Below are 15951 nucleotides of genomic sequence, written 5' to 3' on the forward strand. Positions count from 1 at the left end.
GAATGCTTATGATCAAGCTGTTGTACTACTTGAAGAAGTACCGAGTTGCCGCGATTGCAGCCCTGGTCATGATGTTAATTGAGCTTGCAGTGGAGCTGGCTCAGCCTTATCTGATCTCCAAGATCATTGATAACGGTATTCAGCAGGGAGACCTGTCGGTCGTCTGGTTATGGGGTGGTGTGCTGGTTGGCAGTGCTGTCGTGGCTTTTGCTGCCGGAATTGCCAGTTCGTTCTTTGCATCCCATGCGAGCCTGGGGTTTGGATACGATCTGCGGGAGAAGTTGTATGACAAAGTGCAAACGTTCTCTTATGCCGTCTTTAATCGGTTCGCGACATCGTCCCTGATTACCCGATTAACGGGAGATGTGACCCAGGTTCAGGACACGGTCTTCATGAGTCTGCGCTTCATGACACGTGTACCGCTGGTGGTCATTGGCAGCATGATTATGGCAGTCATCGTGAATCCGAGGTTGGGGTTGCTGCTGGTTGTCATGGTACCTGTACTCCTCATTGTTGTGGTGTGGATGATTAAAAAGGCAGCGCTGCTGTTCCGCAATGTGCAGCGCAGACTGGATGCCGTCAATGGAGTCATCCAGGAGAATCTGACAGGCATTCGGCTGATCCGTGTCTTCGTACGGATGGGCCATGAGATTGAACGCTTTGCCGGATTCAGCGGCAAGCTGATGAAAGGCACAATCTCCGCGCTGCGCCTGACGGAGACCACGATGCCGTTCATGCTGCTGATGATGAATGTCTGTATCATCGCCGTGTTATGGTTTGGACGAGTTGACATCGCCTCCGGTAATGCAACCGTAGGTGAAGTGGTTGCGGTCATTAACTATCTGCTTCGCACCATTGGTGCCATGTCTGCATTATCATGGATTCTGGTGACGTTCTCCAGAGCAAGCGCTTCGGCACAACGACTGAATGAAGTATTTAATACGGAGGATACGTCAGAGACTGAACAGAATAAGGCGGTATCAACGACTACACCAACTGCTGGATCTGTACAATCTTCGCATTTTCCGCAATCTGTATACTCAGCGAAGAAACAGCGCACTGTGCAGGGTGCAGTGGAATTCCGCAGCGTAGGTTTCAGTTATCCGAATAGTGAAATTACAGTGCTGGACAACATCACATTCACCGCAAAAGCGGGGGAACGTATTGCCATTATGGGAGCAACAGGCTCAGGCAAATCTTCACTGGTGCAGCTTATTCCCCGGTTATACACGGAGGATCAAGGTAAGGTCCGAATTGATGGTACGGATGCAACAGAACTGGATCTGTCCATGCTGCGTGGTTCGATTGGTTATGTGCCTCAGGAGGTTGTGCTGTTTACCGGTTCCATACGGGAGAATATAGCCTGGGGCCGAGAAGATGCCACATTGGAAGAGATCGTGGAAGCCGCCAAGCGCGCCCAGATTCACGAAACAATAGAGAATTTACCCAACGGTTATGATACCTTGCTGGGTCAACGGGGCGTCAATCTCTCCGGTGGTCAGAAGCAGCGTCTATCCATTGCACGAGCATTGGTACGCCGACCAAGTATTCTGATTCTGGACGATAGCACGAGCGCACTGGACGTGGCGACAGAAGGCAGACTGCTGGATGCACTGGAAGAATTGTCGTGTACCACGTTTATTATTACGCAGAAGATCAGTTCCACAACATCTGCGGATCTGATTCTGCTGCTGGATGATGGACAACTCATTGGACAGGGAAAACATGAAGACCTGATGGAATCATCAGAGCTGTATCGTCGAATTCATGAATCACAATACGGGGAGGGTGCACAGCATGTTCAAAGCATTCATTGAGCCTTTCCGTCAGCCGCCACCGCCGATTGACCCGGAGACGCTACGATCAGGCGGTGGTCGCAAACCCAAGGCAAGAGCGAAGAACTGGTCCGGTACACTTGGTCGGATCTGGACCTATCTGGCACGGCGTAAGGTCAAGCTGTCCATGGTATTGCTGATGGTTCTTGCCAGCTCCGCACTCGCTTTGCTTGGCCCCTACATGGTAGGGGTGGCCGTGGATGATTTCATCGCGGGTGAAGCCGGTTCAAGCTGGACACGGTTTCTGATTGGATTAACCGCAGTGTACGTCTTGTTCTCTCTAACATCCTGGTTACAAAACATATGGATGATCGAAATTGCACAGGAAACCGTGTTCCGCATGCGGTATGATCTGTTCTCCCATCTGCACAAGCTGCCGATTCCATTCTTCGGTAAACGCCAGCAGGGAGAGATTATGAGTCGGGTGACCAATGATATCGAGAATGTCAGCGGTACGTTGAACAGCTCAGCGATCCAGATTTTCTCAAGTGTATTAACGCTGCTCGGAACGTTTGGCGTTATGCTGTGGCTCAGCCCGCTATTGACCCTGCTTACCTTTATCGTTGTGCCTTTGATGGCCATTGGTATGCGTTGGATTACACGTAGAACGGGACCACTCTTTAAGGAACGGCAGCGCAATCTGGGTGAACTTAACGGTTATATTGAAGAGACGTTATCCGGGCAAAAGATCATTAAGGCATTCTCCCAAGAGGAGCGGGTGATTCGCGGTTTTGAGGAACGGAATACCCGCATCCGGATCTCCGGTTTCTGGGCACAGACGATCTCTGGTTTTATCCCCAAACTGATGAATGGATTGAATAACTTGAGCTTTGCGATTGTCGCGGGCATCGGCGGTATTCTGGCGATTCAGGGTTCCGTAACGGTCGGGGTGATCATTATCTTTGTGGAATATGCCCGTCAGTTTACCCGTCCGCTCAACGATCTGGCGAACCAGTGGAATACGTTATTGTCCGCAATTGCGGGGGCTGAGCGTGTATTCGAGGTGCTGGACGAAGATGAGGAAGCGAAGGATGAAGGGGCAGCGGTATCTCTGGATAAAGTGGAGGGAGCCGTTCGTTTCGACAAAGTATCCTTTGGATACGATGAAGGACGTAACATTTTGCATGACATCAGCTTTGAAGCCAAACCGGGTGAGATGATTGCCCTGGTAGGTCCGACCGGAGCGGGGAAAACAACATTGATTCAGCTGTTATCCCGTTTCTATGATCCGACAGGTGGAACATTAACGGTAGATGGTCGTGATATGACCACCATTCGACGTGAGAATCTGCGGTCTCATATGGCGTTTGTGCTTCAGGATTCATTCCTGTTTCAGGGTACGATCCGGGAAAATATTCGGTTTGGCCGTCTGGACGCAACGGATGAAGAGGTGGAAGAAGCCTCCCGTCTGGCGAATGCCCATTCGTTCATTGTGCGAATGAAGGATGGGTACGACAAAGTGCTCCAGGCCGACGGAAGTGGTATCAGTCAGGGGCAGAAGCAGTTGCTCGCCATTGCCCGGGCAATTCTGGCTGACCCTTCCATCCTCGTACTGGACGAAGCAACGAGCAGTATTGATACCGTCACGGAGATCAAAATCCAGGAAGGGCTGCAACGTCTCATGCAGGGACGAACCAGCTTTGTCATTGCTCACAGGCTCAACACGATCCGGCAGGCCGACCGAATTCTGGTGCTGAAGGATGGGCATCTGCTGGAGCAAGGTTCGCATGATGCGCTGCTGGAACAAGGCGGTTTCTACAGCGAGCTGTATTACAGCCAGTTGCGTAAGAAGGCGCAATAGAGGATTAAAGCGCAATAAGGTGCAGTAAGGGAAGGCAAGGTGACTAAGGAATACAGGAATTGGTTCTGCTGAAGATCGCTTTGCGCTCAAGTTTGGGAAATGACTTGAGCAGTACCTTTTATTCTGGTGAGGACGTTAACGTGGACAAGGCTCAATATTGACAAAAGGATTGGAGACCCTAGACGGGGGCCCCAATCCTTTTTTTATATGTGCGACAACTTTAACGAACATGACAAAAGCTATTTGGCGAAATACAAAGGTTGTGAGATTCTAACGAACCAGAGAGATGTTATTGACCTGAATGAGCGTATTTTAAGCTGATGCTGGCCTGGAAATCGGAATATAAGGCTTCTGAAGTTCGTTACATTTTGAGATCATTTAAAAAAACCTCGAATAAGGTGCCTGATGTTCGTTAGCGTTCGGACCTACCTGCGAGTTGCCCTTGTCGGAAGCTGAAGCTGAGGAAATCAAAGTATAAGTTAAAAAGGGTTGACCTAAGGGAAAGCGAATCGCCGAGCTATTGTGGAGTTGGTCACTCGGTGCAATCAAAGGAAGAGCAGGAAGGAGGGCATGAGGATTATGCCTTCTTTCCTGCTCTTGTAATTTACACGTACAATGGCGAATGCACCGACGAGTGCACTGACAAATGTACTGACAAATGCATCGCATTATACAACGCGGCATCTGAACCTGACATTTACTTTGTTACACTGCTCAGCTTAAATGCTCCGTCTGTCAGCTTATTCGTATTGGCGAAGTCCACACCAGGCTGAGTTGTTGATGGATCGATGATCGCAATCGCAATATCATAGGTGCCAGCAGTAAGACCGGAGACCGAAATGGAGTCGGTCAAGGTGTAGGTACCCGTTTTCCATGTGGTCAGATTAATGTTTGTAGTTTTCTTCGCAACAACGGTATTGCCGCTGCGGAGTTGAATCTCAACCGGCCAAGCAAACGGGAAATGCTGTACGCCTTTATTTTCCACCTTAATCGTTGTGGTAAACGTGCTTCCGCTAATGGTGGATGGATGCGATATTTCCTTCACGACAAAGTGGTAACCCATTCGTTTCTTGAGTGCGTCAATATTGGCCTGTAATGCATGATTCAGCGGGAGTGAGGCCGGAGAATTCGGTCCAAGCCAGCTTGGTTTACTTAGCTCCGTTTGACGCAATGTTTCCGTAAATCCGCTACCGGAGGTTAAGGATGCCAACATTCCTGAGGCACCGCCATAAAATTCTCCACCAGAGATACGGGTTTCCCAGAAGTTCGGGTGTCCTGGTTGCTGCTGGCCGATGTCATCCCAATAGCCATTCTGGGTACCTGTGTACCAGCCCCAATCGGCATCGAAGCTGTCTTTATGTCCAAACACATCGTTGAACATGCCCATAACCATGCCTTTATTGTTGGTTTTCGCCAAGGCGATACTGCGGCGGATCAGAACCTGCATTTTGTCCTCTTTGCCAGCAAAGGCATCAATGTAATGCTGAACATACTTGTTCGAGATGTCATTGGTAGGGAAAGCGCCTGTGTAATTGGTTTCACCATTGGGTCCGACATAAGGCCACGTATGGAACTCGCCCCAGTGACCGAGGGAACCGATCTGGACAAAAGCGACCGGACGATCATTCGTATTGTACCTTGCGGCAATGGCTTCGATGGCTAATTGGTGCCGTTCTTGCAGATAGGTGGAATTGTAGTTGGGGGAGAAGCCCATGTTGTTGCCTGTGCCCATGCCTCCGGTTGTATCGTTGTATACGGTTCCGGGTGATTCTCCACGGGCAACCATGTCATTGTAGAGCCAGTCGGGAATATCCCGATGAGCCTGTCCTGTTGGGCTGTCCAGAATGAAGCGAAACACCACTTTGACGCCTTTACTTTTCCAGTAGGCAAAATTATTGGTGGCTTCAATCGCACTAAAATCATAGGTGCCTTTGGTGGACTCCAGCTCCTTCCAGGTTACGCCGGCATATACGAGCCTGTGCGGCTGTGCATATGTCGTGCTCTTGGCCGAAGGCGCCCAGCCTTTGAATGGATTGTTGAGTGGGCTGTCCAGCTCTACAGGATTCACCACGGTATTGTTCCCCGTACCCCCGCCCGATCCAGACGAGGTCAGGAGATAAGCGGGCAGTATTTGTCCAGCTGCGGGCAGTCTGGATGTATCCGAGCTGTTATCGATATACCCGACTCGAACTGTACTGCCTGCACTGATTTGCAGTGTCGAGAGAGGGATAGCAACCTCGATGATGGAGGAGCTACGGTAGAATTGGGAGCTTGTTAATGTGCTGTTGAAATTCCAGCTCCAGTCGGTTCCGCTGCCGCCATAGCGGTATAATCCCGTATTTTCAAGGAGCCACTCCACACCTGTAGTCCCCCAGCCCGCAGCCTGGTAACCGGTTGAAGTATTATTATCGGTGTTAATCCAGAAGTTGCCCATCGCCGTACTAAGACCAGAGCCTTGAACGAGCAGATAGAGGTTGGTCCCATCATTCGTTACTTTGAGCGTCTGGGCTGTGCCGCTATTGGTCGTGAGAGTACTAACGCTGCTCCAGTCGCTCACATTGCCATCAATGGTGATGGTTGCAGCAGAGGCTTTGGGTAAGGCTCCCGCAGGCAAAAGCAGGGTAATCATGAGGACAAAAGCCAAAAATAGTCCAAAGCTCCTCTTACTTCGATCAAATAATCTTGTCATGGTATACCTCCTGAATAATGAATTATGGATGATAACTCGTTCTGTCACACCTTCATGTCATGAGGGACAGTTAAGGAAGCTCAACTCCTTTCGAATCCGCATGGAGCGGTACGATAATGACGTTGTATGTAAGAATCATGGTAGTAAGTGAGGGTAAATGACTGAAAAGATGAGGGAATTAGTTTGCGGCAAATATAAAATGTGATATTAGTTCTTGAATTCCGCGTCTAAATTGCATTATAGGGGATGAATAGAGGAGATTCAACAGATTTTTTCCAGAATTTATTGAGTTTTCTATTGAAAATGAGAGTGTCTAATTGAAAAATGAACAGGTATTTTTATGAATTCAATGTTAATTTTGCCGCAATAAAAATAGAATTACAATAAATTATGTGACATAGAAATAAAAATGTAAACGCTTAATTTGCGATAATTTCAGAGTTAAGTAGTTTATTTGTATATAAAAACGCTTGAAAATATGTTGCGGCAAAATAATTAAAAATCTAGCCAAAACCAATTGACAAGCAAATAAAACTATTTTACTATCGTTACATAGTCATCGTCTTGTTAGATTTCTTTACATCGAATTGGTGTCAAGGCATTTGCCGCAAATTTATGAGCAACGGAGAGTGTAAGCATGGGGAAGATAAAAATGGCTTTTATCGGTGTAGGAGACATGGGGTCACATCATTGTATTGGTTTTGATTTGCTCGAAGAGAGTGAGGTTCGTTATATCTGTGATATGAATGAGGCCAATGTGGCACGTACACTGGCTGAACTCAAGAACAGTAACCCCACTATAGTTAGTGATTATCATGAACTGCTTGCCAAGGAAGATTTGGATGCGGTGGTCATCAGTGTGCCGAACTATCTGCATCGTGAAGTAGCGGTCGCTTTTTTGGAAGCTGGCAAGCATGTATTTCTGGAGAAACCGGTCGCCCATACCATTGAGGACTGTGATGCCATTATAGAAGCGGCGGAAGCCTCGGGACAGGTATTGCAGATCGGATTGGTTTATCGGTATTCGAATCTGTATCGCCGAATGGAGAAGGAATTGGAGAACGGCCGTCTTGGCGAAGTGAAATTGATGTGGTGCAAAGAATTCCGAGACCCGTTCCCACCTGCGGATTGGTTCTATGACAAAACCAAGTCCGGGGGAGCGATTGTAGAGAAGGACTGTCATCACTTCGATATTTTCAACTGGATGATCCAGGCGAAGCCTGTCCGCGTATTTGCCTCTGGAGGCCAGCATGTGATGAAGCAAGGAGAGCGCAATCAGATTCAGAATTCATACAGTCACTATCCGACAAAAGAAATCTCGGATACCTCCATCGTCGACCATGCCTTTATCACCATTGATTATGATAACGGCAGCAAGGCCAATCTGGGCCTATGCATGTATCTGAAACCGCGCAATCTGATGGGAGAAGGGCTTGAGATTGGCTTGATCGGAGAGAATGGCGGTCAGATGGTGGCCCGTAATGACAAGACGATTGATATCGTTGGCGGGCAGGACTGGACGAAGGATCATCTGGAGATTGATGTGACCTCGGATTCCATTATGGGCGGTCATACGGGGGGACAGACTCAGCGTATTGATTTTCTTAAATGTGTACAGGAAGGCAAGCAGCCTTTTGCAAGTGCACAGGTTGGTCGTAACGCGTTGCTTATTGCCCTGGCGGCAGAGAAATCCATTTTGGAAGAACGGTATGTCTATTTAGAAGAAATTTCAGGCTGAGGGGTGTCATCATGAACAGGTTGAGAAAATATGACACGCTGCTGTTCTTTCTCTTCATTTTGCCTTGGATCATTGGATTTATCACCTTTTTTATGATTCCTTTTGGAACCTCGGTATTCTATGCCTTTACGGATGCCAGACTTCCTGGAGCAACCAACTTCAACTTTGTCGGGATCGATAATTTTACACACATGATGGACGATCCCATCTTTTTGAAAAGTCTGCTGAACACGATGTATTTTGTAGTATTTGGTGTTCCGATTGTAACAGCAGGCATGCTTGGTCTGGCAATGCTGCTTAATTTTAATGTCAAAGGAATTGCCTTGTTCCGCACCTTCTTCTATTTGCCGACCTTGGTGCCGATTGTGGCAACGGTCATAATCTGGCGGCTTGTATTCAACTCCGAATTTGGCATCTTGAACGCTGGACTTGGCGCACTTGGTATAGGCAAAGTGGACTGGATTGGCGGGGAACATACGATTAAGCCGGTCATCATCATGCTTCAGGTCTGGATCTCCGGCAGCGGGGTACTGATCTTCCTGGCTGCACTGAAAAATGTACCCAGACATCTGTATGAAGCGGCAGCCATCGATGGTGCCAGCGGGATACGTCGATTTTTCCAGATTACGCTGCCCATGATCAGTCCTTCCATTCTGTTTGTCATCATTATTCAGACCATGTATAACTTTCAGATGTTTACGGAAGCACTCCTGTTATCCAAGGGTGGTCCGAACTACTCTGCCTATACATTTGTCTACAATATCTACAAGTCGGCCTTTACCGATCTGAAATTCAGCATGGCGATGACACAGTCCATTTTCCTGTTCGCCGTGATCTCACTTGTCACCCTGATCCTGATGAAAGTATCAAACCGCTTTGTGTACTACGAGGGAGAACGATAGGAGGAGAGTTACATGAATAGCCGAAAAATAGCGGTAAAAACGTCCCAATATACGTTGCTGATCGCAGCGTTAATGCTATTCGCAGGGCCTCTTGTATGGATGCTCTCGACCATGCTGAAAACCAAAGCGGAAACGTATAAGATACCTCCAACCATCCTGCCAGACACATTCAGTCTGGAAGCCTTTGAACGATTGTTCGCTGTACAGCCGATGATGTGGCAGTGGATTCAAAACTCATTGTTCATTTCCTTTTTTGTTGCAGCGGGAGCGGTGGTGTCCAGTTCACTTGTCGCTTACGGTTTCTCCCGCTTTGTGAACAGATACCGTAATATGTTGTTCCCGGTTGTACTTGTTACGTTGATGATTCCCCCGTCCATTATGATGATTCCCTCATACGTCCTTTTTTCCAAGTTAAACTGGATTGACACCTGGTTGCCGCTCATTGTTCCAGCCTGGCTCGGAGGCGCCTATTATATCTTCCTGTTTCGCCAATTCTTCATGACCATTCCCCAGGAGCTGGATGAAGCTACATATCTCGATGGCGGCAATCGCTGGACGGTATATGCACGAGTGATTATGCCGCTGTCCAAACCCATTATTATGACAACCATCATTTTTGCCTTTGTGAATTCCTGGCTCGATTTTCTGGGGCCGTTCCTGTATATCAAAAATGCAGAAATGTTCACCCTGAGCGTAGGCTTGCAGCTCCTGATTGGTCAGACGAGCCAGGATCTGCCAGCACTTGCTGCGGGAGCATTCATCAGTATTGTTCCGATCGGTCTGCTATATCTGTTTGCACAACGTTATATCGTTGAGGGGGTGGTGCTCACGGGCACCAAAGGGTAGAGAGGCTGCCTGCTTTCCGGTTTTCAGGTGAACAGGACTTATTGATATGACTTAAAGGGGAGCTGTGTATATGAAAGCGAAGAGCAAACGGCTATTCAATGTGTGGGCACTTGTACTTGCTACAATGGTGGTCATCAGTGGATGTGTGAATGGAGGATCGTCGGAAAATGCCAACTCTGGAGGTTCCGGAAGCAGTGAAGGCTCAGGCGAGCCGGTAACCATCACGTACTCACAATGGGGGACGGCAGAAGAGCTTCATCGTACACAGGAACTGCTGGATCAGTTCATGAAGGCCAATACCGATATTAAGGTCAAACTGGAAGGCAAGGATTGGGGCAGCTATTGGGACGGACTGACAGCGAATGCGGCGGGGGGAACACTGCCGGACGTGTTCAAAACGAGTTATGCATACGTGGAGAAATACGCCGAACTGGGTATTTTCAAGGAATTGGATGGCTTGCTGGCGGAAAATCAGTTTGATCTGAACAATGTGGACAAAAGTCTGCTAGGTCTTCACCAGTATCAGGGTAAACAAGTATCCTTACCTATCGATGCCAACGTCATCGTATGGTATTACAACAAGGCGATCTTTGAGAATGAAACCACGAATCCTCATGATGCTCCCGTCCCTTCGCTCGAGCCCACATGGGATGAAATTACCGATATTGCAACCAAGCTGACGCTGGATAAGAACGGGAAAAGCGCAGACGAAGCGGGTTTTGATGCCGGAAACATCAAGCAGTGGGGCTTGTCCATTTCACCAGGATCAACGATGGATTGGTTTCTGGAGCCGGAACTGTGGTCCAATGGTGCGAAGCTGGTGAATGATGATGGTTCCCTTGCGCTTGAGACACCTGAAGCGATGGAAGTGCTGAACTATTTTATTGACTTGACCAAAAATAAAAAGATCAACACCACACCTGCACAGATTGAAGGTTTAGGTGGACAGGTGAATCTTGCGATTACGACATCCAAAGTAGCGATGAATCCGGGTGGCAGCTGGAATACAACCAACTACCAGGAGGCTGGCGTAGATTACGGTATCTCGTATTTACCAAAATTCAAAACAAACCAAACTGTTGTTCAGCCGGCAGGTCTTGCGATCAGTTCCAACACCAAGCATGAAGAGGCGGCATACAAGCTGCTTGCCTGGCTTGCGGGTCCGGATGGACAGACTGAACTTGCAAAGCAAGGCTATTCCATTCCGGCTAACAAGGCCGCAGCGGATGCTTATATCGCTACTGTAGGTGAAGATAATAAAATCTTCCTGGATGCTCAGCAGTATGGCATTGTATCCCCATTTACAACCAAGAAAACCGATCTGGTCTGGACGTACGGCGAGCAATCACTCAAACTTCCTCTCGCTGGGGACGGTGACCTAACCGCAGCATTGAAGGATTTGGCCTCCAAGATGCAATAAGCAGATAAAGAGGTGGAGAAATAGAAGGCTATAACCAATTGGCGGCAGTCGTGGGGAGATCGAGTTCCCTGGCTGCCGTTATTATGTTACGGAGACTGTGTTCTTTGTTGTAAGGGGCGGTTGGAAAGGAAAGGGAAGGGGGTGTCTTGTTGTTCGATGCCTCGTATCGTATTGACTTATGATGAGTTGAAATATAGAATTATATTTGCCGCAAATTTGGTTATGCAGGAATGAAATTGCCCCAATACGAATGGGGTTTTAAATACATAGATTAGAGGAAAGGTGGGGACTTCACATGGCAAAATTGAAGGATATTGCAGACCGCGTTGGTGTATCGATCTCTACCGTTTCACGTGTGATGAAGAACGATGTCAATCGATCGGTCAGCGATGAAACCCGCAAAAAGATCTGGGACACCGCTGAGGAGCTGGGTTATCGCTCACAGCGTCCGGCCAAGAAAAAGAAGACTGAACCTAAAACGGCCTATGCAATTGGTTGTGTGGTCGCCATTCCGCAGAACAAATACAACAGCCCTTATTTTTCAGTCATTATGGAAGGCATAGAGAAGCAGCTTGCTGAAGCGGGAATGCGGCTGGAATTTGTGTATAGCATCGAGAACGATGGAGATACCGTACAATTGCAATCTCTGGTGAAGGAACATCGGATTGATGGCATGATTGTAGTGGAACGAATTGACCCGGAAGCTTATCGCTGGCTCAAAGCTAATGTACGGACTGTTGTTGGAGTGGACATTACGGACCCGGACATTCCAGTCGTTGGTTATGATCGTGAAGAGGCGGCGAGAGAGGCCACGAATCATCTGATTGAGCAAGGACATCGGATCATTGCCTACATTGGCGGTGCGGAGTACAAGAATGATTTTCGTGAGGAAAAACGTTTCCTTGGATACCAACGTGCGATGAATGGTGCGGGATTAACGATTGATGATCACTGGGTTATTGATGTGAAATGGGATGTTTCGCTGAGTTATGAATTGACCAAGCAGGCATTTACCAATAATGCGAATAGACCTACAGCCATTTTTGCCGCCAGTGATATGATGGCCATTGCAGCCATGCGCGCTGCAACAGAACAGGGACTCCGCATCCCGGAGGATATCGCCTTTTTTGGGGTGGATAATATTGAAATATCCGAATTCACCTCTCCGCCATTATCGACCATTCATGTACCGAAGCTGGAGATGGGCATGTTCGCGGTTAAACAGCTGCTCGATTATCTGGATCATCAATATGAAGTGGCTGTCAAAATGATCGTTCCGTACCGCTGCATATTCCGCCAATCTTCCAATGGCAAAATAGAATAGCTATCAACCCAAGAGTTCCCTTGTCCAAGTTGGACGAAGGGAACTTTTGATTTAAGAAATTAATCGTAGATCACATTTTTCCCTTCTTCACTTAGTTTCTTTAAAGAGGTGAGCATATGATTGATCTCTTCATCAGAGTGTCTTTCCCAGGAAGCTAATTCCGCTACTATTTTTAGAGGTGATTTAGATCGATATGAGCGTGTTGGATTGCCGGGGAATCTTTGATCCGTTAAGTTAGGATCATTTTCAAAATCTCCTAATGGTTCTACAATGTAGATTCTTTCTTTGGCATTCGTTTTTGCTAATTCAGCACCCCACTTAGCAGCATTTAATGTTCCGGTGAAGTAAATGTGGTTAGATTTTTTATCTTGGTAGTTGGATAAGTATTGCGGTTCTAATAAATCTCCAATGTTCAGTTCTGCTTTAGTACCATGAAAAAAGGGTCCATGATCTAATACATTTTTTGGGTCATTCATACGGATGCACCTCTTTTTTTAGATTTGTATTTTAGCAGTATAGTGTAGGAATCGCCAAAAAAACAGTCTATAAAAAACATAAAAATAACGTTACAATAGAAATAGAGAGAATGATATTGAGCGGAAATTATCTATATAGGCTGAATTAAAGGGTATGGTTTGGCACAGAAAAATGAACTATTTATGTTGTTCGTGATATTTCAAAAAGCAAGGAGCAGACTGCACTCGGCAGTCTGCTCCTTTTTTATAGCATTCTGGACAACTTCCGGTATTCCCGGGGGGAAATGCCTTCATATTTGCGGAACATGCGGCTGAAATAATGAATGTCCGGGTAACCGCTTTGTACACCGACCGCCTCAATGGAATGATCGGTTTCCCGCAGCAACTTACGTGCCTCGCTTAGACGGATGGATTGAATGTATTCATTGGGCGGCATGCCCGCAATCTGTTTGAACAATTTGGCCATGTGATCCACACTCAGGTTTAATTGTTTGGCGATGCCCGAATTGGTCCACGGATTGGAAGGGGCGCCCTCTATACGTTTCATGAGCTCAACCAGCTTCTCTCCGTGTACCGAATCATGGCGTGACGAACTTCGCCAGGATGAACGCAGCAGATGGGTCAATATTTGCAGCATCAAGGCTTTGCATACCAGCTCATATCCCGGTGGGCGCATCGTAAATTCATGTACCAATTGTTCCATAAGCTGCACGGTAGCTGGAGAAGGGGTATAGGTCGGGTTGAAGGATAGCGGCGTCATGCCTTCTGCGCAAGCTTCCACTGCGAATTTATGATGCAGAACAGTCTCTTCGTTCACAACCATATCGGCCTCGGTCTGAATGGTCAATTCGTTGAAGAAATCAAAATGAATGCCAATGAAACGTGCTTCCGGGCTGGAAACCACCTCATTCTGATGATAGACACCGGCAGGCAGCAAGATTAGCTGACCAGCCTTCAGATTAAAATTAATATCGTTCATATAAGTTGCAGCTTCGCCTTGAGAGACGTACAGAAGTTCAAAATCATACAAACGCCGCTTTGCCAGTTTGCCGGGAGGAAGGCTCTGGAATTGAGCATAATGCACGTTGGGGGACCATTCCTTGTAAGTGACGGTTCGTTGCAGAGGATATATCGCTTGTTGCAGAGACATAAGTTCCATCTCCTTTTTCAATGAGATTGGGCCAAATAGATCTAATTGAAACTAAACGGAATTGTGCAAATAATCTCTTTATCTCCTAAATAAATAATCACGTAATTTATTTATAATATATGTATTATCACATGTTCTTACGAGAGAGACAACATCACGGATTAAGCTAAAAAAGGAGAGGATGGACATGAACTCTCTCCCGGTGGAACGGAGCACGAGTTATTGTTGCGAACGACTCAGGTCCGTTGCACAGAATGGATTTCCCACGGCTACGGATTGGGAGCGATGTGTTCCAGTGGAACTGGTGGACACGGTAACAGGCAGACCACCTCATCAATCTACAGAAGTTCGATTTGGCTGGAATCCCGAATACTTGCATATTCGCTTTGTATGCCAGGATGATCACGTCGTATCTGATTTCACGGAAAGGAACCAGCCATTATACGAGCAGGATGTGGTTGAACTGTTCATTGATGAACAGGGGGATGGCAGGAACTACATGGAACTTGAGATCAGTCCGCACAACGTGATATTTGATGCACTCATTCACAATAACGACGAAGGTTCAGCATTCCAGGCAGATGTAACCTGGCAGCTGGAGGGGTTGCATACGTCTGTGGAAGTGGATCGTCAGGGCCATCGGGTGTATCTGATCCATATTCCAGCGAGTAACTTCCAGTCGCCCCTGACTAAAGGGGCGTGCTGGAGGGTCAACGTGTACCGTATTGATGAGAATGTGCAGGGAGATCGGGAGTATCAGGCATGGCAGCCCACAGGGGCTGTAAACTTTCATCTACCTGCCCGGTTTGGTTATTTTCAATTGGGATAGCTGTGCATCACTGAAGAACAGGTTTGTATATTTTGGAGGAGGGTATTCGGATGAAAAAAGGGATTAATATATGGTCGTTTCCAGGAGATGCCTCTATTACGGATTGTATTCAGACGGCGAAGCAAGCTGGCTTTGAGGGGATTGAACTATCCCTTAATGCAGAAGGTGAACTGAGTCTGTCTGCCACAGATCAGGAGGTTCGTGACATTCAGGGACGTCTGGAGGAAGCTGAACTCGAAATCGCGGGACTTGCAACCGGGTTCTACTGGGATTACCCGATGACGAGCGCTCGTCCGGAGATTCGCACGAAAGCACTGGATGTGTGTAAAAAACAGTTGGAACTTGCCGCGGCATTTGGTGTGGATACCATTTTGGTCATTCCGGGCGCGGTTGGTGTGGATTTCATTCCAGACAGCGAAGTGACGGATTATGAAGTTGCTTATGAACGGGCGCAAGAAGCCCTTGCGCACCTGCTGCCGTATGCGAAAAGTGCAGGCGTATCCATTGGCATTGAGAACGTATGGAACAAGTTTTTGGTATCCCCGTTAGAACTGCGTGCCTTTATTGATTCTTTTGGCTCAGAGTATATAGGTTCGTATTTCGATGTGGGCAATGTCGTGCAGAACGGTTACCCGGAGCAGTGGGTTCGCATTCTGGGTCATCGGATCAAAAAGGTGCACTTCAAGGATTACCGTCGTCAAGCGGGAGGGCTTCATGGATTTGTGGATCTGCTGGCTGGAGATGTGAATTATCCGGCGGTGATGCAGGCATTACAGGCTATTGGTTACGACAACTACGTGACTGCGGAGATGATTCCGCCTTACGCTCATCATTCGAAGCAGATCATTTTCAATACATCCAAAGCGATGGATGCCATTCTTGGGCGTTCTCAGTAACAAATTCGGATAACAACGTTTATTGGAGTGTTCATTCTATTTTGA

General features: G+C 47.4%; 12 protein-coding genes. 9 read left to right on the forward strand and 3 right to left on the reverse strand.

Translation table 11 applies throughout. From position 1 onward, the window contains the following. Nucleotides 1–8 precede the first annotated feature (8 nt). A complete protein-coding gene (locus tag MKY85_RS05190; protein ID WP_342571989.1) occupies nucleotides 9–1817 on the forward strand; it encodes an ABC transporter ATP-binding protein in 1809 nt (602 codons plus the stop codon). Continuing rightward, nucleotides 1798–3636 carry an ABC transporter ATP-binding protein gene (locus MKY85_RS05195; RefSeq protein ID WP_342571990.1) on the forward strand — a complete coding sequence of 613 codons (1839 nt, stop codon included), beginning with the start codon at nucleotides 1798–1800 and terminating at the stop codon, nucleotides 3634–3636. Before MKY85_RS05190 ends, MKY85_RS05195 begins: the two co-directional genes overlap by 20 nt. A 697-nt stretch (nucleotides 3637–4333) precedes the next feature. Here MKY85_RS05195 and MKY85_RS05200 read toward each other — a convergent pair. Then, nucleotides 4334–6325 carry a DUF4832 domain-containing protein gene (locus MKY85_RS05200; RefSeq protein ID WP_342571991.1) on the reverse strand — a complete coding sequence of 664 codons (1992 nt, stop codon included), beginning with the start codon at nucleotides 6323–6325 and terminating at the stop codon, nucleotides 4334–4336. A gap of 637 nt (nucleotides 6326–6962) precedes the next feature. On the opposite strand from MKY85_RS05200, the gene MKY85_RS05205 reads away from it, so the two are divergent. The 5 genes from MKY85_RS05205 to MKY85_RS05225 all read left to right on the forward strand — a co-directional run bounded on the left by MKY85_RS05205 (nucleotide 6963) and on the right by MKY85_RS05225 (nucleotide 12555). Beyond that, nucleotides 6963–8063 (forward strand): Gfo/Idh/MocA family oxidoreductase, encoded by a 1101-nt coding sequence (locus tag MKY85_RS05205; protein WP_339239957.1) that lies wholly within the window; start codon nucleotides 6963–6965, stop codon nucleotides 8061–8063. Between the two features lie 11 nt (nucleotides 8064–8074). Beyond that, nucleotides 8075–8965 carry a sugar ABC transporter permease gene (locus MKY85_RS05210; RefSeq protein WP_339259119.1) on the forward strand — a complete coding sequence of 297 codons (891 nt, stop codon included), beginning with the start codon at nucleotides 8075–8077 and terminating at the stop codon, nucleotides 8963–8965. A 12-nt stretch (nucleotides 8966–8977) separates the two neighbouring features. Next, on the forward strand, nucleotides 8978–9811 hold the full coding sequence (locus MKY85_RS05215; RefSeq protein WP_342571992.1) for a carbohydrate ABC transporter permease: 834 nt from the start codon (nucleotides 8978–8980) through the stop codon (nucleotides 9809–9811). A gap of 70 nt (nucleotides 9812–9881) precedes the next feature. Then, the gene (locus MKY85_RS05220) at nucleotides 9882–11231 is read left to right on the forward strand and encodes a sugar ABC transporter substrate-binding protein (RefSeq protein ID WP_342571993.1); all 1350 of its coding nucleotides are present in this window, start codon (nucleotides 9882–9884) and stop codon (nucleotides 11229–11231) included. Between the two features lie 295 nt (nucleotides 11232–11526). Then, a complete protein-coding gene (locus MKY85_RS05225; RefSeq protein ID WP_278296594.1) occupies nucleotides 11527–12555 on the forward strand; it encodes a LacI family DNA-binding transcriptional regulator in 1029 nt (342 codons plus the stop codon). A gap of 59 nt (nucleotides 12556–12614) precedes the next feature. On the opposite strand, the gene arr is transcribed toward MKY85_RS05225, so the two are convergent. Together arr and MKY85_RS05235 are read right to left on the reverse strand one after the other, a co-directional pair. After that, nucleotides 12615–13031, reverse strand: a complete 417-nt coding sequence (gene arr, locus MKY85_RS05230; RefSeq protein WP_339239963.1) for an NAD(+)--rifampin ADP-ribosyltransferase — start codon at nucleotides 13029–13031, stop codon at nucleotides 12615–12617. 244 nt (nucleotides 13032–13275) lie between these two features. After that, nucleotides 13276–14181, reverse strand: coding sequence for a helix-turn-helix domain-containing protein (locus tag MKY85_RS05235; protein ID WP_342571994.1), 906 nt, complete (start codon nucleotides 14179–14181; stop codon nucleotides 13276–13278). 187 nt (nucleotides 14182–14368) lie between these two features. Between MKY85_RS05235 and MKY85_RS05240 the strand changes: the two genes are divergently transcribed. Then, nucleotides 14369–15010 (forward strand): carbohydrate-binding family 9-like protein, encoded by a 642-nt coding sequence (locus MKY85_RS05240; protein WP_342571995.1) that lies wholly within the window; start codon nucleotides 14369–14371, stop codon nucleotides 15008–15010. 50 nt (nucleotides 15011–15060) lie between these two features. Continuing rightward, a complete protein-coding gene (locus MKY85_RS05245) occupies nucleotides 15061–15906 on the forward strand; it encodes a sugar phosphate isomerase/epimerase family protein (RefSeq protein WP_342571996.1) in 846 nt (281 codons plus the stop codon). Nucleotides 15907–15951 lie beyond the last annotated feature (45 nt).

Source organism: Paenibacillus sp. FSL R5-0749, from assembly GCF_038595085.1.
Lineage (GTDB): Bacteria > Bacillota > Bacilli > Paenibacillales > Paenibacillaceae > Paenibacillus.